This window comes from Flavobacterium limnophilum (genome assembly GCF_027111315.2).
GTDB classification, from domain to species: Bacteria; Bacteroidota; Bacteroidia; order Flavobacteriales; family Flavobacteriaceae; genus Flavobacterium; species Flavobacterium limnophilum.
This window is the reverse complement of the sequence record NZ_CP114289.2, coordinates 4,097,562-4,118,334: the sequence shown is the minus strand read 5'-3', so window position 1 is coordinate 4,118,334 and position 20,773 is coordinate 4,097,562. Positions and strand designations below refer to the sequence as shown.

Genomic DNA, 20,773 nt, shown 5'->3' with positions numbered 1-20,773 from the left:
ACCATAAAACAACCGTTAGTAAAACATTTAGAATTTGTATTTTTAAGAAATAATAAATCCCCATAACTTAATGAAAAAGATAGTATTTATAACATTGATAATGACAAACTTAACTGCAATGGCACAAAACACGATGTCGCCAGAACTGCTCTGGAAATTAGGAAGAATAACTACTTTAGGGATTTCAAAAGACGAAAAAAACATAATTTATAAAGTAGATTTTCCTTCTATTGAAGAAAATAAATCGAATTCCAAGTTTTATTCCTTGCCCATAAATGGTGGAACTCCAACAGAGGAGGCAGATACCAAAGAGTTATTGAAAGACAAAAATGTTTCCCCGGACGGAAAATATCTTGTTTACAATGAAGAGGTGAAAATCGACAAAGTACACGGAAAAGATTTTTATCCAGAACTGGAAAAATCGAATGTTCAAGTCTATAACGCATTGGATTATCGCCATTGGGACAAATGGAATGAAGGTAAATTCAATCACGTTTTTTACAAAGAAAACAAAGGAGGTTCTGTTGGAATTGACATTTTGAAAGACGAAAATTTCGATAGTCCACAAAAACCTTTTGGCGGAGATGAAGATTACATTTGGTCGCCAGACAGCAAAAGCATTTTATATGTTTGCAAGAAAAAATCAGGAACGGCTTATGCTACCAGTACCAATACTGACATTTACGAATACCATTTAGAAACAGGAGAAACCACCAACAGAACCGAAGGCAACTTGGGTTACGACACCAATCCTGCTTTTTCTCCAACAGGCAATTTGACTTGGTTGCAAATGAAACGCGACGGTTATGAAGCCGACAAAAACGACATTATTGTTAGTCTCAAAGGAATGAACATCAATTTGACTGCCCATTGGGACGGAACGGTTGAAAATTTTCTTTGGAGCAAAGACAGTAAGAAAGTCTATTTTGTGGCACCAATTGACGGAACACTTCAGCTATTTGAAGTAGATTTTCCGGGTTTGACCAAGAAAATACCTGTAGTTACTCAATTAACAAATGGTGATTTTGACGTGGTTAGCATTGTTGGTTTTTCTGGAGACACCATCATCGTGAACCGAACCGACATGAACCACGCTGCTGAAATTTTTTCTTATAATTTAAAGAACAAAAATTGGAAGCAGTTGTCTAATGTAAACACGGAAACCTACAAATCATTGGCGTTAAGCAAAACCGAAAGAAGATACGTTACCACAACCGACGGCAAAAAAATGCTGGTTTGGGTTATTCTTCCTCCGAATTTTGATGCTTCAAAAAAATACCCAACATTACTTTATTGCCAAGGTGGACCGCAATCTCCTTTGACGCAATTTTATTCTTTCCGTTGGAATTTCCAATTGATGGCTGCACAAGGCTATATTGTCGTGGCTCCCAATCGTCGCGGAATGCAGGGACACGGTGTGGAATGGAACGAACAAATCAGCAAAGATTGGGGCGGACAAGTTATGAACGATTATCTTTCGGCCATTGATGATGTAGCCAAAGAAAAATATGTCGACAAAACCCGTTTGGGATGTGTTGGTGCCAGTTTCGGAGGTTATTCCGCATTTTATTTGGCTGGAATCCACAACAATAGATTCAAAACATTTATTGCCCACGACGGGGTTTTCAATACCCAAAGCATGTTTGGCACGACCGAAGAAGTTTTCTTTAACTACTGGGATTTTGGTGGTGCTTATTGGGAAAAAGACAATGCCGCGGCACAAAAAGGCTACACCACATTTAATCCTGCCAGCCGAGTGGAAAAATGGAACAAGCCCATACTAATCATTCAAGGTGGAAATGATTTCAGGGTTCCTATTGGACAAGCGCAAGAAGCTTTTCAAGCGGCACAAATGCTCGGAATAAAAAGCAGATTCCTGTATTTCCCGGAAGAAAATCATTGGGTTTTAAAACCTCAAAACGCCATAGTTTGGCAAAGAGAATTTTTCAAATGGCTAAAAGAAACTTTGTAACAAGTTCGAATATTTCATAAAACTAAAAATCCCGTCAAAATATTTTGACGGGATTTTTTATATAAATAAAATCTAGTTTTTATTCTGGATCATTCATTTTAAAAGTATCCATAAAAGCCGTGGTGTAATCTCCGGCGATGTAACGCGGATCATCCATCAACTGTCTGTGGAAAGGAATGGTTGTCTTGATTCCTTCAATCACGAATTCATCCAAAGCTCTTCTCATTTTGCTGATGGCTTCTTCACGTGTTTGTGCTGTCGTAATCAATTTGGCAATCATCGAATCGTAATTTGGCGGAATCGTGTAACCTGAGTAAACGTGAGTATCCAATCGAACTCCGTGACCACCCGGCATATGAAGCGTCGTGATTTTTCCCGGTGAAGGTCTAAAATCATTGTAAGGATCTTCGGCATTGATACGGCATTCGATGGCGTGCAATTGTGGCAAATAATTCTTGCCCGAAATTGGAATTCCGGCAGCAACCATAATTTGCTCGCGAATTAAATCGTAATCAATAACTTGCTCGGTAATTGGGTGTTCTACTTGAATACGGGTATTCATTTCCATAAAGTAGAAATTACGGTGTTTGTCTACCAAAAATTCTACCGTTCCTGCACCTTCATACTTGATATATTCGGCAGCTTTCACGGCCGCCAATCCCATTTTTTTACGCAATTCGTCCGTCATGAATGGCGAAGGAGTTTCCTCGGTCAATTTTTGATGACGACGTTGCACGGAACAATCTCTTTCAGAAAGGTGACATGCTTTACCGTAAGAATCTCCCACGATTTGAATTTCAATATGTCTTGGTTCTTCAATAAGTTTCTCCAAATACATCCCGTCATTTCCGAAAGCTGCCGCCGATTCTTGACGTGCACCTTCCCATGCTTTTAGCAATTCTTCTTCTTTCCAAACGGCACGCATTCCTTTTCCACCACCACCGGCAGTTGCTTTCAGCATTACTGGATAGCCCATTTCTTTGGCCAGTTTTTGGGTTTGTTCAAAAGATTCCAACAATCCGTCAGAACCCGGAACACATGGAACTCCAGCGGCTTTCATTGTAGCTTTTGCTGAAGCTTTGTCTCCCATTCTATCAATCATTTCTGGAGATGCCCCGATGAATTTGATTCTATGTTCTTGACATATTTTTGAAAATTTTGAATTTTCGGAAAGAAATCCATATCCTGGATGTATTGCATCTGCATTGGTGATTTCGGCAGCGGCAATGATATTTGACATTTTCAAATAGGACAAGTTGCTTGGAGGCGGCCCAATGCAAACTGCTTCATCCGCAAACTTCACGTGCAAACTTTCGGCATCGGCAGTAGAATAAACAGCTACCGTCTTGATACCCATTTCTTTGCATGTTCTAATGATGCGAAGGGCAATTTCTCCTCTATTGGCTATTAGTATTTTTTTAAACATCTTTTAAAAGTTAGAAGTTAGAAGTTAGAAGTTAGAAGTCAAGAATGCAATTGATTGGAATCTAAGGTTCAAATCTGCAATCTAAAATCTGTAATCTAAAATCTTAAATTTATGACGGATCTACTAAAAATAATGGTTGGTCATATTCTACTGGCGACATGTCGTCCACCAATATTTTAACGATTTTACCGGATACTTCAGATTCGATTTCGTTAAATAATTTCATTGCCTCGATTACACAAAGCACGTCTCCTTTGGCAATTGTGCTACCTACTTCAACAAACATGGGTTTGTCTGGAGATGGTTTTCTATAGAAAGTTCCAATAATTGGAGATTTAATAGTGATGTAATTAGAATTCTCTACCGCTGGCGCAGCCGGAGTTGGAGCCACTGGAGCAATTTGTTGGGCCAATACTGGTTGAAGAGCTGGTTGAGCTGGAATTTGTTGAATATAAGTAGCTTCAGACACGTTTCCTTCCAAGGTTGTTCTAATGGTGATTTTAACATCGTCCATCTCTAATTTAACTTCAGCAACTCCTGAGTTTGCTACAAATTTGATTAGATTTTGAATTTCTTTTAAATCCATGATTATTTGTGTTTTTAGTTTAAATTTATTTTTTATCGTATGCCCATTTTAGGTAAACAGATCCCCAAGTAAATCCGCCTCCAAAAGCTGCCAAAATAATGGTATCTCCTTTTTTGAATAGGCTTTCAAAATCGTTAAGCACTAATGGCAAAGTTGCCGATGTTGTATTTCCGTATTTTTCTATGTTCATCAACACTTTTGAATCTTCCAAATTCATTCGGCTTGCCGTGGCATCAATGATACGCTTGTTTGCTTGATGAGGAACCAACCAATCTACGTCTGCATTGGTCAAATTATTTCTTTCCAAAATCTTTTCACTCGCATCGGCCATATTGGTCACTGCATATTTAAAAACAGTTTTTCCATCTTGCTTGATATTATGCCTTCCTTCTTCAACAGTTTTAATTGTTGCAGGATTCAATGAACCACCAGCATCAATTTTAAGAAAATCACGTCCAATGCTATCACCTCTTAAGTATTCATCCTGTAAACCTAATCCTTCATAATTGGGCTCAAACAATACTGCACCAGCTCCATCACCAAAAATAATACAAGTTGTACGATCCGTATAATCTACAATGGATGACATTTTATCAGCACCAATTAACAATACTTTTTTATATCTTCCGGATTGAATATATGCAGCAGCAGTGGACATTCCGAATAAAAAACTTGAACAAGCCGCCTGTAAATCATAGGCAAAAGCATTTGTAGCACCAATTTCTGTAGCCACATGTACTCCCGTTGAAGCTACAAGCATATCCGGAGTTGCAGTTGCCAATATAACCATATCAATCTCTAGGGGATCGATATTAGCTTTGGCTATTAAATCTTGAGCTGCTTTTATAGCCAAAAATGAAGTTCCTTTAGTATCGTCTTTTAGAATTCTTCTCTCTTTTATTCCCGTGCGCGAGGTAATCCACTCATCATTTGTGTCAACCAATGTTTCGAGAATCTTGTTTGTAAGCACGTAGTCTGGAACATAAGCTCCAACAGCTGTGATTGCGGCTGTGATATTATTCATTATACTCTGTTATTTCTTACCAAATGCTGCCATTTGAAAAATTTCTAAAGGACTCGAAAATTACAAAAAAAATCTAATCCCTATCGTTTTAATTGCTCTTATTTAACGAAAATTATAAACAACAAAAAAACTCTCACATTGTGAGAGTTTAAATATCATTTACAAAAACATATTAAGCAACCGCTACAGATTTATCTATAACAACTTGCCCTCTGTAATACATTTTACCTTCATGCCAGTAAGCTCTGTGGTATAAGTGTGCTTCACCAGTGATTGGGCAAGTAGCGATTTGCGCTACGGTAGCTTTATAATGTGTTCTTCTTTTATCTCTTCTTGTTTTCGAGATTTTTCTCTTAGGATGCGCCATTTTACTATATTATTTATCCGTTAATAGTTGCTTTAATTTGTCCCAACGAGGGTCAATATTTTCTTCTTTTTGTTCTTCTTTACTCTCCTTTTTCAGTTCTTTTACTGTTAATTCTTTCAGTTTTGTCAAGGCTTCCGTATTTAAACTTCCGTCTTTGACTCCTGGATGAATTCGTCTTAGAGGAACCGAAAGCACAATCATTTCATATATATATTGCGCAATATCTACTTGATATTCTCCATGTGGCAAAATAAGCAACTCTTCGTTGTCATTATTGAATGCTTCACCAAAACGAACAATCAATTTCATATTGCCTTTTATCGGCAAATCAAATTCTTCATTTGTCATATCGCAAGGAACATTAACCGTTCCTTTGTGCTTGAAAGCCAACTCCAACATCGTGCTTTTTTTCTCTAAAACTACATTTACTTTGATATTCGAATTATTAAACTCGTGATAATCAAAGATTTCAAAGAACGCATTACTTATTTGGTATTCAAAATGATGTTTTCCTAGCTTTAATCCTATAAAAGGAATTAAAAATTCTTTTATCTTGTTCATTTCAACAACAATTTGCCCTAAACTTCGGGAGTGCAAAGATATAAAATTATTGTAAACCTAATAATCTTATTTGCCTTTTTTTGTTTATATCTATTTTTCTTTTGTTTTTAGGGGTTTCTGGCTGATTTCTGCATATTGATTTCTCGAATGATAGACATCAATGGCAAGATAAACAGCCTCTTTGAACGAATTATAATCGGCAATACCCTTCCCTGCTATGTCATAAGCAGTACCGTGATCTGGCGAAGTTCTTATTCTATTTAAACCTGCCGTATAATTCACTCCTTTGCCAAACGACAACGTTTTGAAAGGGATCAATCCTTGATCATGATAAGTTGCAATAATAGCATCATATTTTTCGTACTGATTGCTTCCAAAAAAACCATCGGCAGCAAAAGGCCCAAATACCAATGTACCTTTTTCGAATATTTTCTTCAACGTTGGCTTTAAAATCACATCTTCTTCTTTGCCAATAACTCCACCATCTCCACAATGCGGATTCAACCCCAAAACTGCAATTTTCGGTTTGTTGACGCTAAAATCCTGTATCAATGTTTGTTTTATTGTTTCTATTTTTTTAACGATCAATTCTTCCGTAAGATGTGACGCAACCTCGTTTAAAGGAATATGATCCGTCAACAACCCTACCCTCAAATTATCTTGAACCATCAACATCAAGGCATTTCCTTCCAACTCTTGATCCAAATAATCAGTATGCCCTGGAAATTTAAAAGATTCCGATTGAATGTTGTACTTGTTTATTGGAGCAGTTACCAATACATCTATAAGCCCTTCTTTCAAAGCTTTTGTTGCCGCAATAAATGATTTTACGGCATATTTTCCAACTTTTTCGTCGTTTACGCCAAAATTGATTTCCACACCTTCTTGCCAAACATTCAAAACGTTGATTTTGCCCAAAACTATTTGATCCAATCTATCAATTCCTTGAAGCATCGACGTGGATTCGAAGCTCTTTTTTACAAACGAAAGAATTTTTACATTGGCAAAAATAACCGGTGTACATAATTCCAACATTCGAGAATCTTCAAATGTTTTTAGAATAACTTCGCTTCCAATACCGTTTAAATCTCCTATTGAAATTCCGACGATTATATTTTCTGCTTTTTTTACCATGACATCACTTATTTATTGCTAATTTTGAAGTGCAAATTTAGTAAAATAAAATAAGAAATGTTTACAGGAATCATAGAAACCCTTGGCACAGTCCAAGAAATCAAAAAAGACAAAGACAACGTCCATATCACAATAGCTTCCTCCATTACCGATGAACTTCAAATAGACCAAAGTGTTGCCCATAACGGGATTTGCATGACCGTGGTAGCCATTCACAAAAATCTTTATACGGTAACCGCCATTGGAGAAACCATCAAAAAGACAAATATTTCGCATTGGCAAACTGGAGACCTCGTAAATCTTGAAAGAGCAATGAAACTTGGAGACAGGCTAGACGGTCACATCGTTCAAGGACACGTCGATCAAATAGGAAATTGCATTGTTGCAAAAGAAACCAATGGAAGTTGGTATTATACTTTCGAATATGACGAATCGCTCCAAAACATAACCATCGAAAAAGGATCGATTACCGTAAACGGCGTGAGTTTGACCGTGGTTGATTCGGGTAAAAACACATTTAGCGTTGCCATCATTCCGTATACTTTTGAGCACACTAATTTTAAAAACTTCAAAGAAGGAACAAAAGTAAATCTTGAATTTGACGTGATTGGCAAATATGTTTCCAAATTGTATGCCAATAAATAGAAAACAATTCTAATTAAAAACAAAGGCTCCGATTTCTACCTCGGAGCCTTTGTTTTTGATTGAAATCTAAAAATTATATATACTCCAAACAGTATTGCCATTATCAACAAAATGTAAATATTTTCGTCAATAGGCAATCCCGGTGGCGGCGGCAGTTTTTTTGCTCCCGGCATTGGAGGAGATGGTGACGCAAAAGCACACATCACTCCGAAAAGGGTGACACTTAAAATAAAAAACCTATACACAATAGTTTTCATTTTTATTGAAAGAAATAACAAAATAGCGAGTTTTTGTTTAATTAAAAGTCAAAAAAACTCTCAATAACGTAACAAAGTTATTTATATTTTACTGGGAAACAATTTTTTTATCGACTAAAACGCATTTTTTATCGATAAAACGCATTGGCTAACGCAAGTCACAAAAAAACCCTACAAATCAATAAATCTGAAGGGTTTTTTAAGTGGTCCCACTTGGAATCGAACCAAGCACCTACTGATTATGAGTCAGTTGCTCTAACCGAATGAGCTATAGGACCGTTATTGCGGTTGCAAAACTACTACTATTTTATATTTTTTGCAACTATTTTTGAAATAGATTTTCATTTAACCGCATTAATGCATTTACTTAAAACCGAATCCTCTGATTATTAGTTTCCTTCGACAATATCTATTTATGAAAAGGAATCAATAAATTTCTTGGCACAATTCTATCAAAACACCGTTGGTGCTTTTTGGGTGTAAAAAAACGACCAACTTATTATCAGCCCCTTTTTTGGGTGTTTCATTCAAAACTATAAACCCTTCTTTTTTCAACCGGGCAATTTCAGACACAATGTCATCAACTTCAAAAGCAATATGATGAATCCCTTCTCCTTTTTTTGCAATGAATTTTGCAATAGGACTTTCAGCATTTGTAGCTTCAAGGAGTTCTATTTTGTTTGGTCCATTCTTGAAAAAAGCAGTTTTCACACCCTCATTGACAACTTCCTCGCGTTTATAAGCTGCTGAGCCGAATAGTTTTTCATACACAATTGAAGCCTCTTCCAAATCAATGACCGCAATTCCTATATGTTCAATTTTTTTCATAATCCACCTATTTTAATGCGAAGCCAAATACCCAAAACAATATGTAAAAGTAAATAAAATAAGGTTTCAAAATCGCTATCAACATAGCTTTAAATAAGATATATTTGTTTACAGGAACTAAACTTTGTGGATTTGAACCTTTGTGGGTTTAAAAAAATTGTATTTTTGCACAATGGAAACAAATAGACAGAAAAAAATAGGTGGTGTCATCCAAAAAGATTTGGTAGACATCCTGCAAGGTGAAGTGAGAAAAAATGGAGTTAGCAATTTGATAATTTCAGTATCCAAGGTTAGCGTAACTACAGATTTATCTGTGGCAACGGTGCATTTAAGCATATTCCCTCAAGAGAAAGCACAGGAAACTTTAGTGGGAATAAAAGCTAATTCTAAATTAATCAAACATGATTTATCGCAAAGAGTGCGCTTGCAATTACGAAAAGTTCCCAATTTGGTGTTCTTTATAGATGACTCATTAGATTATATCGAAAAAATTGACAACGCTTTGTCAAATAAAGAAAATCCAATTGAAAACCGTGATCTTTTAGACAAACGTAGATTTCAATAAAATTTGAATTTCCCTCTTTACATAGCCAAACGATATATTTTTAGCAGCAGCAAAAACAACGCTATCAATATCATCAATCGCATCGCCAGTATGGGAATCATTGTTGGCGCGATGGCTTTGTTCGTGGTTTTATCCGTCTTTAGCGGATTGAAAGTTTTTAGTCTTTCCTTCTCCAACAATATTGATCCTGATTTAAAAATCAGCAGTACTTTAGGGAAATCGTTTTTTATTTCACCTTCACAAGAAAGCCAAATCATTCAAATTGAAGGTGTTGTTTCCTATAGTAAAATATTGGAAGAACGAGTTTTATTTACCTTTGATGGAAAGCAAGAAGTTACTTATTTGAAAGGCGTAGACGAAAACTTTAACAAAGTTAATGCTCTTAAAAAAACCATTTACAACGGCGATTGGCTAAAAAAAGACACCTACCAAGTAGTTGTTGGTTATGGAATTGCCCAACAATTTTCAATGGGTTTATTAGATTACAATCACTATTTGGAAGTTTTGGCTCCAAAGCCAGGAAAAGGCAACATCGAAAATCCAGAAGAGGCTTTTAATAAAATGACTCTTATTCCTGTCGGTATTTATGCCATCAGCGAAGACTTGGATTCTAAATATGTATTTGCCGATTTAGGTTTAGCCCAAGAATTACTGGAATACAAAACCAACCAAATTTCGGGAATTGAACTCAAAACAAAAAAAGATGCGGATGAAAATGCCATCATCAGCAAACTCCAAACCATTTTCAACAATAAAATCACGGTAAAAAACAGGGCGCAACTCAACGAGTCCTTGTATAAAATGTTGAACACAGAGAATCTTGCCGTTTATCTCATATTTACTTTAGTGATTGTCATCGCTCTTTTCAACCTGATTGGCGCTTTGATAATGATGATTCTGGACAAAAAAGCAAACCTGAAAACGCTATTAAATCTAGGAACAGAAATCAAGGATTTGCGCAAAATATTCCTGCTACAAGGCACATTATTAAGTGTCTTCGGCGGAATTATTGGTTTAACTTTAGGCATTGCAATCGTCTTGTTGCAGCAACATTATGAACTAGTGATGATTACCCCAACACTGGCTTATCCCGTAGTTTTTTCTTTAGAAAACGTATTGATTGTTCTGGCAACCATTGTCACGCTTGGCTTCATTGCTTCGCTGATTGCAAGTAGTCGTGTAAGTAAGAAGTTGTTGGATTAGTTTACAAAATCTGCGGAAGCTTGCTGGGAATATCTTCTTTTGAATGCCAAAATGCTACAATAAACACTTCGTTGTTTTCCCAAATATAATACAACCCATAAGGGAATTTATTCAACCAAAATATTCTAATTTTAGAATAACGGTACTGGAAAATTTCAGGATTTTTGGCAATAGTTTTGAAACCAAATCGTATCTCTTTTTCTATTCTTCTAGCTAAAACAAGATTAATTGAACTGTAATGTGCAATTATATTTTCTATTTCAATCGCTGCATTTGTTTTTAAAATGAGTTTGTTATAACTCATATTTAGACTTCAAAGAATCTAAAAATTCAAATGCATCTACACCCGATTTAGGATTTTCTTGATGTTCCAATAGCCTTTTATCTAGTTCTTTTTTTTGATTTTCGGATAAAGACACAGGTTCAATTTCGTGCAAAACAAAATTCTTCACTTTCTGAATAATAGAAGCGTCATTGATATTTTGAAGTAAATCAATTAAAAGAGATTTTTCTGTTTGAACACTCATAATGAATACTATTTACAACAAATATAATGAAAATTAGAAAACAATAATTTGGATTATTAAATTTTTAAACCACTTCATAACCAGTATAAGCTGCTTCAATTTCATTCAAATGAGCAAATAATTCTTCTGGTTTGTCGAGGGTTACCAACTTTTGTCTAAAGGTTTTAAACGAATGAATTCCCTTGAAATAATTGGTATAATGCGGACGTGTCTCCACAATTCCGAGTCTTTCGCCTTTCCATTCCATTGCCCAGGTCAGGTGGTTTCGAACCGCTTCCACTCTATCGGCAACAGTTGGTTTTGCTAAATGTTCTCCAGTTTTGAAGAAATGTTTGATTTCGTTAAAAATCCAAGGATAACCAATGGCGACACGACCAATCATAATGCCGTCGATACCGTATTCATTTTTATATTGCAATGCTTTTTCAGGTGAATCGATATCACCATTTCCAAAAATAGGCATAGTGATTCTGGGATTATTTTTCACTCGGGCAATGTGTGACCAATCCGAATGACCTTTGTACATTTGGGCACGAGTTCTAGCGTGAATGCTCAAAGCGGCAACTCCAATATCCTGCAAACGCTCGGCTACCTCATCAATATTGATGGAAGTATCATCCCAACCCAAACGGGTTTTTACCGTAACAGGCAAATGGGTACTGTCGATAACCGCTTGCGTTAAACGAATCATCAAATCGACGTCTTTCAAAACTCCTGCGCCTGCGCCTTTGCAAACAACTTTCTTTACGGGACAACCAAAATTAATATCTATCAAATCTGGATTTACCGTTGAAACAATTTTAGATGACAAAGCCATTGCTTCTTCGTCTCCTCCAAAAATTTGGATTCCAACTGGTCTTTCGTAATCGAAAATATCCAATTTCATTCGGCTTTTGATGGCATCGCGAATTAATCCTTCGGAGGAAATAAATTCGGAATACATCAAGTCGGCTCCGTGTTCTTTACACAATCTACGAAAGGGCGGATCGCTCACATCTTCCATAGGTGCGAGAAGTAACGGAAAATCAGGAAGTTCTATGTTGCCAATCTTTATCAAGGGTAATTTTTTTGCAAAGATAGAATTTTTAGATGAAAAGATGTTAACACAACCTTAAACCAATTAGTTTGTGAGGGATGGACTTTGAAACTGCTGAATTTAAACTATATTTGCAGATTAATTGCGTGAGGGATAGCAGCGACATCCTTTTGTGAAGCGATAGCGGAACAAAAGATATAGCGGATAGCCCGACCCTTGTGGTCACGCCCTAACTTCGACTGCGCTCAGTTGGACATAATTTGACACAAACAGAGAATGAAACACATAAGAAATTTTTGCATTATTGCACACATTGATCACGGTAAAAGTACGCTTGCCGACAGACTTCTTGGCGCTACACAAACGGTTACAGCTCGTGAGGAAAAGGCCCAATTGCTTGACAATATGGACTTGGAACGCGAACGTGGGATTACCATAAAAAGTCACGCCATCCAGATGGAATACAAATACAAAGGCGAGGATTATATCCTGAATTTGATTGATACTCCAGGCCACGTGGATTTTTCGTATGAGGTTTCTCGTTCGATTGCGGCTTGCGAAGGCGCACTTTTGATTGTAGACGCAGCGCAAAGTATTCAGGCACAAACGATTTCGAATTTGTATTTGGCATTGGAAAATGACTTGGAAATTATTCCGGTTTTGAACAAAGTTGATTTACCAAGTGCGAATCCTGAGGAAGTGAGCGATGATATTATAGATTTATTGGGTTGCAAGCTGGAAGATATTATTCACGCTTCGGGGAAAACAGGTTTTGGTGTCGAAAACATTTTGGCTGCCATTATCGAGAAAATTCCTGCTCCAAAAGGAAATAAAGACGAACCATTACAGGCTTTGATTTTTGACTCACATTACAACCCATTTCGTGGAATTGAAGTTATTTTCCGTGTGAAAAATGGGGAAATCAAAAAAGGTCAGAAGATTAAATTTATGGCTACGGGCAATGAATATTTTGCCGATGAAGTAGGAACATTGAAATTAAACCAAGTTCCAAAAAGTGTCATTTCAACAGGTGATGTTGGTTATTTGATTTCAGGAATTAAAGAGGCAAAAGAGGTAAAAGTGGGCGACACGCTGACAGATGCCAAAACGCCAACAACAAATATGATTACCGGTTTCGAAGATGTGAAACCAATGGTTTTTGCTGGGATTTACCCCGTAGACACTGAAGATTACGAAGAGTTGAGAGCTTCGATGGAAAAACTACAGTTGAACGATGCTTCGTTGGTGTTTTTACCGGAAAGTTCTGCAGCTTTAGGTTTTGGTTTCCGTTGCGGATTCTTGGGAATGCTGCACATGGAAATTATCCAGGAACGATTGGAACGTGAGTTCGACATGACAGTGATTACCACTGTTCCCAACGTTTCCTATTTGGCTTACACCAAGAAAGATCCAGAAACTCCTTTCGTAGTTAACAATCCTTCCGATTTACCGGAACCTTCCAGGTTGGATCGTGTTGAAGAGCCTTACATCAAAGCGACCATCATTACCAAAGCCGATTTTGTGGGTAACGTAATGAGTTTGTGTATCGAAAAACGTGGTGTCATCACCAATCAAACCTATTTGACTACGGAAAGAGTGGAATTGAATTTCGACATGCCATTGGCCGAAATTGTATTCGATTTTTACGATAGATTGAAAACCGTTTCTAAAGGATATGCTTCGTTTGATTATTCACCAATTGGAATGCGTACTTCCAAATTAGTAAAACTGGACGTTTTATTGAATGCTCAATCAGTGGATGCGCTTTCTGCCTTGATTCACGAAAGCAATGCATACAATATTGGTAAAAAAATGTGTGAGAAATTGCGCGAACTGATTCCGAGACAACAATTTGATATTCCAATTCAGGCAGCAATTGGTGCTAAAATTATTGCCCGTGAAACCATAAAAGCCTTACGTAAAGACGTTACCGCCAAATGTTATGGTGGAGATATTTCGCGTAAACGTAAATTATTGGAGAAACAGAAAAAAGGTAAAAAACGCATGAGACTAGTTGGAAATGTTGAAATTCCGCAAGAAGCGTTTATGGCTGTTTTGAAATTGAACGACTAGTTTTTTGAGTATTAAGATTTAAGTACAAAGTATTAAGATAGAAACCTGATGATGAAAATTGTCAGGTTTTTTGTTTTTATTTCTTCTGCAACCACTCAAATAATCGTTTGGCATCTTCCAATTTAAACAATTGAGTTCCTTCATTCATTGTTGCTGCCGATCCACAGGCAACGCCCCATTGAACGACTTCTTTTAGACTTTTGTTTTGGGATAATGCCCAAGTCATTGCTCCAACCATACTGTCTCCGGCTCCAACGGTACTTTTCTTGACCACATTAGGTGCAGGAACAAATTCGGTTTGGGTTGCCGTCACCAAAACTGCTCCTTGAGGACCCAATGAAACCACAACAATTTCGGCACTTCCTTTTTCGATTAAGGTTTGGGCAGCGTGCGCTACTTCGTCCATTTCTAATGTTTCGACTCCAATTAATTTAGCCAATTCCCCGACATTTGGTTTTATTAAATACACGCCTGTTTCCAATACTTTTTGCAAAGCTTCGCCAGAAGTATCGACAATTACTTTCGAACCCGATTCCTTGGCTAACTTGGCTATGTTTTGATAATAATCGGTTGGCAAACCTTCGTTTAAACTACCACTTAAAACCAAAAATTCGGGCTTTAATTCTTGAATAGTTTGAATAATTTCTTTTTGCTCCTGTTCAGAAATCGGCGAACCAGAAAAACCAAAACGGTATTGAGAATTGGTGTTATCGTCAACAGCCACGAAACTTTCCCTTGTCCAATTAGACGTTTTTATAGCTTTTAAAGCAATGGATTCTTTTTGTAATAATTCTTCCAACATCAACCCAATTGGACCACCGGAAGTAAATACACAGAATGATTCTCCTTCTAATCGAGCGATGGCTTTAGAAACATTAATTCCTCCGCCGCCAGCATCGTAACGAGGTTCCTCGCAACGAATTTTTTGTTCGGGAACCAATCCTCTAAAATGGGCACTTTTATCTAAAGCTGGATTAACAGTAAGCGTGACAATATCGAATGTTTTCATTTTCTGTTTTTTTTAATGGCATAAATTTAAGGATAAGGAACTACCCAAAGCCATTAACAGGAAATTAATTTTTGCCACGGAGGCGCAAAGACGCAAAGTTTTGATTCTTCTTTGTGGCTTTGTGACTTAGTGGCAATTTTAATTCAGAAAAAGCCTTCTGTTCTTCGTACCTTTGCCACTTTAAAATATAAATCACAATGATCGAAGATAAAACTCCACAACGAACCAGTATTGCTCAATTAGGCGAATTTGGATTGATAGACCACCTGACAAAAAACTTTGAAATCAACCAAGCTTCCACCTTGAAAGGAATTGGAGATGATGCCGCGATTTTGGATTTCAAGGACAAAAAAACCGTTATTTCAACTGATTTATTGATTGAAGGTGTTCATTTTGATTTGGCTTATATGCCTTTGAGACATTTAGGTTACAAAGCAGTCGTAGTGAATGTTTCGGACATTTGTGCGATGAATGCCAAAGCGACCCAGATTTTGGTTTCGATAGCGGTCTCGAATCGTTTTCCATTGGAAGCCTTGGAAGAATTATTCGATGGAATTACACTTGCCGCCAATGAATACAAGGTGGACGTTATTGGTGGAGACACGACTTCCTCCCAAAAAGGAATGATTATCAGCATTACTGTTATTGGCGAAGTTGAAGAAGATGAAATTGTATATAGAAACGGTGCTGGCCAAACCGATTTATTGGTGGTAACCGGAGATCTTGGTGCAGCTTATATGGGATTGCAAGTTCTCGAAAGAGAGAAACAAGTTTTTCAGGTAAACCCAAATTCGCAACCTGATTTGGATGCTTATACGTATTTAATAGAACGCCAATTAAAACCTGAAGCCCGCAAAGACGTTCGCACTTTGTTACACGCTTTGGAAATAAAACCAACAGCGATGATTGATATTTCGGACGGATTGTCTTCTGAAATTATGCACATTTGCAAACAATCGAAAGTGGGTTGCAATTTATATGAAGACAAATTGCCGCTTGATCCCCAGTTTATGAATACCTGTGAAGAATTCGACTTGGATGCCACAACTGTAGCCATCAATGGCGGCGAAGATTATGAATTGCTCTTCACCATCAAAATGGAAGATTTTGAAAAAATAAAAGGAAATCCAAACTTCACGATTATTGGCCACATGACCCAAGAAAGCGAAGGAATTCATTTGGTAACCCGCGCCAATAGCCGAATTCCCTTGAAAGCTCGGGGCTGGAATGCTTTGAGCGAAGAATAAAAAAATAACAAAAACGGCATTTCAATGAAATGCCGTTTTTGTTATATGTAACGATTAGAGAATTAAAATAGCAGGCCTTTATTTCTGGCTTCCCTCACTAATTCAATATCACTTTCATCATGTATATTCAATAATTTTTTCAGGTTTAATTTTCTTTTTTCAATGGCTTCTAGAGATATTGGAACATATTGGGGAATATCTAATGTTCTTGTTCCTTTTGAAATATGAAATAAAATTTGCTTGTCGAAAACATCAATTTCAATGGCATCTTGTTGGGATAAATCCATCATTTTTTGAATGGATTGACTGTAATAAATTTCATTTTTTATCACTTTGTCGAATCCAAAAAGCAGTTCATCAAAGGTCAAATCATTTTTTATGACCAATCCACTTGGATTTATTGTTTCGATAATATTCTTTATTTTCAACTCTTCCGTGTACATGGTCAGCAAAATAATTTTGCAATTGGGCATAAATTCCATCAACAATCTAGCCAAATCTTCTCCAGAATGAAGCCCCTTTTCTTCATAAGTAGGCATGCTAATATCTAAAAAGGCAATATCAAACGCCGCCGTTTCTGGATTGGTAATGATTTCGTAAGCAGATTTACAATCAATGGCTTGAGAAATAGAATACTCAAATTCATTTGGATTGTATCTGGTAATGCCATTTTTATACCCTTCAATTATAAATGGATGGTCATCAACAATTAATATGTTTTTTTTAATTATTGCCTCTCCAATTGAATCATTCATCATTTCTTGTTATTTTATATTGGGACTGTAACTGTAATAATTGTTCCTTCTCCTTTTTTGGATTTTATTTCAAATGTTCCTTTGCATTCATTAATTCTGGAAAGCATATTTTGCAAACCAATCCCTTTTTTTGCCCTGTTAACATTGAACCCTATTCCATCATCGCTAATTTGTAAAAATAAATTGTCTGTTTCTTTTTTGAATTCTATTCTGACAATATCGGCATTGGCATATTTATTAATATTTTGAAACGATTCTTGAATAATGCGGTATAAATTAATCTTTACGGCATTACTCACCTTTTCCCATTTGATATTCGAGTCAATAGTTGAAACCAATTTTGCTTTAAACGTCTTTTTTTGATCTTCAAACAAATTGTCTACGATAGCAACGAAGTTATTAATTAATTCTGATTTTTCCCTATTCAAGTCATGTGAAATTTCGCGAATATCCTGTTCAATATTTTTTAATTCCGTCAAGTAACTGATTCTTTGAAGAGAAGCTGTTTCATCGTGAATTTTATTCAAACTGTCCAAATTCATCCTTACTCCAAACATCCTTCCCAGTACGCCATCGTGCAATTCTTGGGCAACGCGTTTTTTCTCTTTTACCCTTATGGTTTCAACATCGTTTTGTTGAGAAATCATTAAATTATAGATTTCTTCATTCGCTTTTTGTTGCTCCTGTTTGTACAACAACTCCCTGTTTTTGGCTTTTTGTGCTTTGATGATATACAAAAACATCCCCAAAATTAAAATCGAACCAAAGATGTAAACCAAATTCCTGTTTTGGGTCGTCAAATCCGTGTTTTCCTGTTTGATTTCATCTGTTTCATATTCTATGCGGGAGAACTTATCAGCGATTTTCCGATCAGATTTTTGCAGACTATCGTTGATATGAATGTATTCTTTGTTATACACTCCAGCTTTTGCTGGTTCAATAATTGCCAATTGCTTTAACGGCAGTAAAATATTTCTTGCATTTTTTGATTTTTTAGCCGTAGCCAATGCTCCATTGGAATATTGCAATGCTTTTACTGTGTCATTTTGGGAGGCAAAATATTCAGACAAATGAATTTTTGTGATAATAACTCCAGTCGTTAATTGCAAACTATCCCTTAATTTCAAGGATTCATAAAACAGCTCAGGAAGTCCTTTTGATTCTTTAAGTTTGAATCGGGAATAACCCAAATTATCTAACAATACTGCATAAACAAATGGCTTATATAAAAGCAACTCTTTTTTTTGTTCCAAGCCTTTTTGAAAGTAAGGTATTGCTTTTTTGTACTGATTCAAATTCAAATACACCAAACCCAAATTATTCATTGAAGTAGCTTTCGATTGAATTTCTATAGGCACATTATTATCACTTAAACTTAATGCCTTACTATGAAACTCAATGGCTTTATCATATTCTCCTAATTCATTATAAACTGTCCCTAAAAGATTATACAACTCATAAACCGTATCATCTACCTTTTGACCTTTTAAAACACGTAAAGCCCTGAGTGCCGATATTTCACTGCCAAAAAAATCACTCTCATTGTATTGTAACATTGCCTTATTCAATCTTGTTTTGGCAAGATTTAAATTATCGTTTTTTTGCAGATATATTTTTTCGGCTTTGAAATAGTTAGAAAAAGCAGTGTCTGAAACGCCTTGAGAACCATAATAATCCCCTAAATACGAATAAGCTTTGGCAGTACTTACTGTATCCTTACTGCTTATAGCTTTTTCTAAAATAATCTTAGTTATTTCAAGATATCTATTCCAATCGTTCAAATTATAATAGCGATTGGCTATCCTAAACAAGTTGGCTCTTTGTAAGGAGTCACCTTCCTGATTAATGACAATATCAAATGCCTTTTGGATATATTCCTGCCTCTTTTTTGTAGTGGAACTAAAATCATTAGCTTTAGACAGATAAGCAGAAAGACTGTCTTCTGAAGAAGTGGTTGTTTGATTTGCTGTGTTTTTCTTAGTACACGAGAAAATTATCAACAATAGGGAAATTAATATGGAATAGTTGCTTTTCAATAGTTGCTTTTCAATTTCATCAAAAATACTAAAATAAAACTATTGACATAAAAAAAGGCTATCAAAAATTGATAGCCTATGATATATTATAATATTACTTTTTCATTTAAATTAATCCAACCTCACACTTCCACCTACAGCTCCTTGACCTGCTGCATCCAATCTCACACTTCCACCTACAGCTCCTTGACCTGCTGCATCCAATCTCACACTTCCACCTACAGCACCTTGTCCTGCTGCATCTAATCTCACACTACCTCCAACAGCTCCTTGACCAGCAGCCTGTAAAGTCACATTATTATTTACAGCTACTTTTTTAGTTTCAGTTGTAGTAAATGATGTTAATATCATCACTAAAGACAAAAATCCGATTGCAAAAATTGATTTTTTCATAATACTTGGGGTTTTATATTGTTATACGTTTTACTTTGTTAAATGACTCGTATCTATCACTGAATCACGATGTAAAACTACGTCACCTATCTCGATTTGAGCAGCAAAAACAGGCGTTTGTGGTAGAATGTGGTCGTTTGATAGTAAATGACCATCAAATTAGGGTAGATGGTTGTTTTTTAAATTTCCAGATAATTACCATTGGCAAAATCAGAAATAATTACATCCACATTTGGCTTATAAGATTTGGAAAACGGGACTTTTACAGTGGTGTTTTTAATGTAACATACCGCATTTCCTGTGTGGATTCTGGAAATACAATTGCGGTTTACAATATAACTGTTGTGGATTCGGACAAAAGGATGAGGCAAAACACCTTCAAAATGCTTCAATGTTTTGAAAGCCGTAATCATTTCACCATTATTTAGGTAAATGTCCGTAGAATTATTGTCGGCTTGTAAGTAAGAAATATCTCTGGTGTCAATATACCTGTAATCACCATAGGACTTGACGCATAATATAAGAGGTGATTCACTATTTTGAACCCCTACTGACACCAAAGAATCTGGCGTTTGCGCTTCTTGAAGTTTTGAAGAGTTGTCAAGGTCTGCTGTCCGGGTAAAAAAAACCTCGTCTTCCCCAGTCGATTTTTTTAATTTTAAAAGAGATTTTACCAAATCAATACGTTGCACCGGCTTGATCATATAATCGGCCACCTCGTATTGTATGGCATCAAAAGCCAAATCTTTCTTGATTGTCGTAATTATGATTTTAGGAACAACCTTCAAATAACGATACAATTCATTGATAAGTGCCAATGACAAATTACTCGCTTTGTCGGCTGGATCAATTTCGAGAAAAATTATTTTTGGAGTATGTTCTAAGACAAGATTTAAACCATCCGCATAATTATTGGCCGAAGCCACGAAGAGCAGCTCCGAAAAACCGTCGGCTATTGCTTTAGTTTTCAAAACACTTTCTTGATTGTCGTCAATAATGATATACGGATAATTCATCAATGTTTTGTCCTAATTTGTTAGGCACAACATTAGACATTTTAAGTGAAATACTTTAAAATATTAAGCAGGTAGTTTGGGAAAACTAATCAAACTAAACTTCAATTTTACAA

The 20,773-nt window shown here is 36.2% G+C and carries 21 protein-coding genes and 1 tRNA gene; 6 read left to right on the top strand and 16 right to left on the bottom strand.

The window, feature by feature from the left end; genetic code table 11:
* The first annotated feature begins 70 nt into the window (after nucleotides 1–70).
* A complete protein-coding gene (locus OZP13_RS17105) occupies nucleotides 71–1,972 on the top strand; it encodes a S9 family peptidase (RefSeq protein ID WP_281297982.1) in 1,902 nt (633 codons plus the stop codon).
* Nucleotides 1,973–2,051: 79 nt separating this feature from the next.
* On the opposite strand, the gene accC is transcribed toward OZP13_RS17105, so the two are convergent.
* From accC to pdxA, 6 genes are all read right to left on the bottom strand, one after another.
* The gene (gene accC / locus OZP13_RS17100; RefSeq protein WP_281297981.1) at nucleotides 2,052–3,398 is read right to left on the bottom strand and encodes an acetyl-CoA carboxylase biotin carboxylase subunit; all 1,347 of its coding nucleotides are present in this window, start codon (nucleotides 3,396–3,398) and stop codon (nucleotides 2,052–2,054) included.
* A gap of 109 nt (nucleotides 3,399–3,507) precedes the next feature.
* Nucleotides 3,508–3,984, bottom strand: a complete 477-nt coding sequence (accB, locus tag OZP13_RS17095; RefSeq protein ID WP_281297980.1) for an acetyl-CoA carboxylase biotin carboxyl carrier protein — start codon at nucleotides 3,982–3,984, stop codon at nucleotides 3,508–3,510.
* Between the two features lie 25 nt (nucleotides 3,985–4,009).
* Nucleotides 4,010–5,008, bottom strand: coding sequence for a beta-ketoacyl-ACP synthase III (locus OZP13_RS17090; RefSeq protein ID WP_269241326.1), 999 nt, complete (start codon nucleotides 5,006–5,008; stop codon nucleotides 4,010–4,012).
* A gap of 172 nt (nucleotides 5,009–5,180) precedes the next feature.
* Nucleotides 5,181–5,375: a 50S ribosomal protein L32 gene (rpmF, locus tag OZP13_RS17085; protein ID WP_007137315.1), complete on the bottom strand. Its 195-nt coding sequence runs from the start codon at nucleotides 5,373–5,375 to the stop codon at nucleotides 5,181–5,183.
* 9 nt (nucleotides 5,376–5,384) lie between these two features.
* Nucleotides 5,385–5,936, bottom strand: a complete 552-nt coding sequence (locus OZP13_RS17080; RefSeq protein WP_269241325.1) for a YceD family protein — start codon at nucleotides 5,934–5,936, stop codon at nucleotides 5,385–5,387.
* A 90-nt stretch (nucleotides 5,937–6,026) separates the two neighbouring features.
* On the bottom strand, nucleotides 6,027–7,070 hold the full coding sequence (pdxA, locus tag OZP13_RS17075) for a 4-hydroxythreonine-4-phosphate dehydrogenase PdxA (RefSeq protein WP_281297979.1): 1,044 nt from the start codon (nucleotides 7,068–7,070) through the stop codon (nucleotides 6,027–6,029).
* Nucleotides 7,071–7,127: 57 nt separating this feature from the next.
* Here pdxA and OZP13_RS17070 point away from each other — a divergent pair, with 57 nt between their 5' ends.
* Complete coding sequence (locus OZP13_RS17070; protein ID WP_281297978.1) at nucleotides 7,128–7,715, top strand: riboflavin synthase; 588 nt, start codon at nucleotides 7,128–7,130, stop codon at nucleotides 7,713–7,715.
* A gap of 461 nt (nucleotides 7,716–8,176) precedes the next feature.
* Here OZP13_RS17070 and OZP13_RS17065 read toward each other — a convergent pair.
* Nucleotides 8,177–8,250, bottom strand: a tRNA-Ile gene (locus OZP13_RS17065).
* A 148-nt stretch (nucleotides 8,251–8,398) separates the two neighbouring features.
* On the bottom strand, nucleotides 8,399–8,800 hold the full coding sequence (gene mce / locus OZP13_RS17060) for a methylmalonyl-CoA epimerase (RefSeq protein WP_269241323.1): 402 nt from the start codon (nucleotides 8,798–8,800) through the stop codon (nucleotides 8,399–8,401).
* A 172-nt stretch (nucleotides 8,801–8,972) separates the two neighbouring features.
* Between mce and rbfA the strand changes: the two genes are divergently transcribed.
* Both rbfA and OZP13_RS17050 read left to right on the top strand, forming a co-directional pair.
* Nucleotides 8,973–9,365 (top strand): 30S ribosome-binding factor RbfA, encoded by a 393-nt coding sequence (gene rbfA / locus OZP13_RS17055; protein ID WP_281297977.1) that lies wholly within the window; start codon nucleotides 8,973–8,975, stop codon nucleotides 9,363–9,365.
* 3 nt (nucleotides 9,366–9,368) lie between these two features.
* The gene (locus OZP13_RS17050) at nucleotides 9,369–10,568 is read left to right on the top strand and encodes an ABC transporter permease (protein WP_281297976.1); all 1,200 of its coding nucleotides are present in this window, start codon (nucleotides 9,369–9,371) and stop codon (nucleotides 10,566–10,568) included.
* A 1-nt stretch (nucleotide 10,569) separates the two neighbouring features.
* On the opposite strand, the gene OZP13_RS17045 is transcribed toward OZP13_RS17050, so the two are convergent.
* The 3 genes from OZP13_RS17045 to dusB form a co-directional block, all read right to left on the bottom strand.
* A complete protein-coding gene (locus OZP13_RS17045; RefSeq protein ID WP_269241321.1) occupies nucleotides 10,570–10,872 on the bottom strand; it encodes a type II toxin-antitoxin system RelE/ParE family toxin in 303 nt (100 codons plus the stop codon).
* Nucleotides 10,862–11,095: a hypothetical protein gene (locus OZP13_RS17040; protein ID WP_269241320.1), complete on the bottom strand. Its 234-nt coding sequence runs from the start codon at nucleotides 11,093–11,095 to the stop codon at nucleotides 10,862–10,864. Before OZP13_RS17040 ends, OZP13_RS17045 begins: the two co-directional genes overlap by 11 nt.
* Nucleotides 11,096–11,159: 64 nt before the next feature.
* The gene (gene dusB, locus OZP13_RS17035; protein ID WP_269241319.1) at nucleotides 11,160–12,152 is read right to left on the bottom strand and encodes a tRNA dihydrouridine synthase DusB; all 993 of its coding nucleotides are present in this window, start codon (nucleotides 12,150–12,152) and stop codon (nucleotides 11,160–11,162) included.
* Nucleotides 12,153–12,407: 255 nt separating this feature from the next.
* Between dusB and lepA the strand changes: the two genes are divergently transcribed.
* Nucleotides 12,408–14,204 (top strand): translation elongation factor 4, encoded by a 1,797-nt coding sequence (gene lepA / locus OZP13_RS17030; protein ID WP_281297975.1) that lies wholly within the window; start codon nucleotides 12,408–12,410, stop codon nucleotides 14,202–14,204.
* Between the two features lie 76 nt (nucleotides 14,205–14,280).
* On the opposite strand, the gene OZP13_RS17025 is transcribed toward lepA, so the two are convergent.
* Nucleotides 14,281–15,213 (bottom strand): 1-phosphofructokinase family hexose kinase, encoded by a 933-nt coding sequence (locus OZP13_RS17025; RefSeq protein ID WP_281297974.1) that lies wholly within the window; start codon nucleotides 15,211–15,213, stop codon nucleotides 14,281–14,283.
* Nucleotides 15,214–15,410: 197 nt separating this feature from the next.
* On the opposite strand from OZP13_RS17025, the gene thiL reads away from it, so the two are divergent.
* On the top strand, nucleotides 15,411–16,460 hold the full coding sequence (gene thiL, locus OZP13_RS17020) for a thiamine-phosphate kinase (RefSeq protein ID WP_281297973.1): 1,050 nt from the start codon (nucleotides 15,411–15,413) through the stop codon (nucleotides 16,458–16,460).
* Between the two features lie 62 nt (nucleotides 16,461–16,522).
* Here the strand turns inward: thiL and OZP13_RS17015 are convergent, their stop codons facing one another.
* The 4 genes from OZP13_RS17015 to OZP13_RS17000 form a co-directional block, all read right to left on the bottom strand.
* Nucleotides 16,523–17,218, bottom strand: a complete 696-nt coding sequence (locus OZP13_RS17015; RefSeq protein ID WP_281297972.1) for a response regulator — start codon at nucleotides 17,216–17,218, stop codon at nucleotides 16,523–16,525.
* 11 nt (nucleotides 17,219–17,229) lie between these two features.
* A complete protein-coding gene (locus OZP13_RS17010; protein WP_281297971.1) occupies nucleotides 17,230–19,251 on the bottom strand; it encodes an ATP-binding protein in 2,022 nt (673 codons plus the stop codon).
* Nucleotides 19,252–19,362: 111 nt separating this feature from the next.
* Nucleotides 19,363–19,602: a 3-oxoacyl-ACP reductase gene (locus OZP13_RS17005; protein ID WP_269241313.1), complete on the bottom strand. Its 240-nt coding sequence runs from the start codon at nucleotides 19,600–19,602 to the stop codon at nucleotides 19,363–19,365.
* A 221-nt stretch (nucleotides 19,603–19,823) separates the two neighbouring features.
* Complete coding sequence (locus OZP13_RS17000; protein WP_281297970.1) at nucleotides 19,824–20,660, bottom strand: LytR/AlgR family response regulator transcription factor; 837 nt, start codon at nucleotides 20,658–20,660, stop codon at nucleotides 19,824–19,826.
* Nucleotides 20,661–20,773: the final 113 nt, after the last annotated feature.

Coding starts and splice junctions, on each gene's coding strand:
- OZP13_RS17105 (WP_281297982.1), top strand. CDS start 71: ATGAAAAAGATAGTATTTATAACATTGATAATGACAAACTTAACTGCA.
- accC (WP_281297981.1), bottom strand. CDS start 3,398: ATGTTTAAAAAAATACTAATAGCCAATAGAGGAGAAATTGCCCTTCGC.
- accB (WP_281297980.1), bottom strand. CDS start 3,984: ATGGATTTAAAAGAAATTCAAAATCTAATCAAATTTGTAGCAAACTCA.
- OZP13_RS17090 (WP_269241326.1), bottom strand. CDS start 5,008: ATGAATAATATCACAGCCGCAATCACAGCTGTTGGAGCTTATGTTCCA.
- rpmF (WP_007137315.1), bottom strand. CDS start 5,375: ATGGCGCATCCTAAGAGAAAAATCTCGAAAACAAGAAGAGATAAAAGA.
- OZP13_RS17080 (WP_269241325.1), bottom strand. CDS start 5,936: ATGAACAAGATAAAAGAATTTTTAATTCCTTTTATAGGATTAAAGCTA.
- pdxA (WP_281297979.1), bottom strand. CDS start 7,070: ATGGTAAAAAAAGCAGAAAATATAATCGTCGGAATTTCAATAGGAGAT.
- OZP13_RS17070 (WP_281297978.1), top strand. CDS start 7,128: ATGTTTACAGGAATCATAGAAACCCTTGGCACAGTCCAAGAAATCAAA.
- mce (WP_269241323.1), bottom strand. CDS start 8,800: ATGAAAAAAATTGAACATATAGGAATTGCGGTCATTGATTTGGAAGAG.
- rbfA (WP_281297977.1), top strand. CDS start 8,973: ATGGAAACAAATAGACAGAAAAAAATAGGTGGTGTCATCCAAAAAGAT.
- OZP13_RS17045 (WP_269241321.1), bottom strand. CDS start 10,872: ATGAGTTATAACAAACTCATTTTAAAAACAAATGCAGCGATTGAAATA.
- OZP13_RS17040 (WP_269241320.1), bottom strand. CDS start 11,095: ATGAGTGTTCAAACAGAAAAATCTCTTTTAATTGATTTACTTCAAAAT.
- lepA (WP_281297975.1), top strand. CDS start 12,408: ATGAAACACATAAGAAATTTTTGCATTATTGCACACATTGATCACGGT.
- OZP13_RS17025 (WP_281297974.1), bottom strand. CDS start 15,213: ATGAAAACATTCGATATTGTCACGCTTACTGTTAATCCAGCTTTAGAT.
- thiL (WP_281297973.1), top strand. CDS start 15,411: ATGATCGAAGATAAAACTCCACAACGAACCAGTATTGCTCAATTAGGC.
- OZP13_RS17015 (WP_281297972.1), bottom strand. CDS start 17,218: ATGATGAATGATTCAATTGGAGAGGCAATAATTAAAAAAAACATATTA.
- OZP13_RS17005 (WP_269241313.1), bottom strand. CDS start 19,602: ATGATATTAACATCATTTACTACAACTGAAACTAAAAAAGTAGCTGTA.
- OZP13_RS17000 (WP_281297970.1), bottom strand. CDS start 20,660: ATGAATTATCCGTATATCATTATTGACGACAATCAAGAAAGTGTTTTG.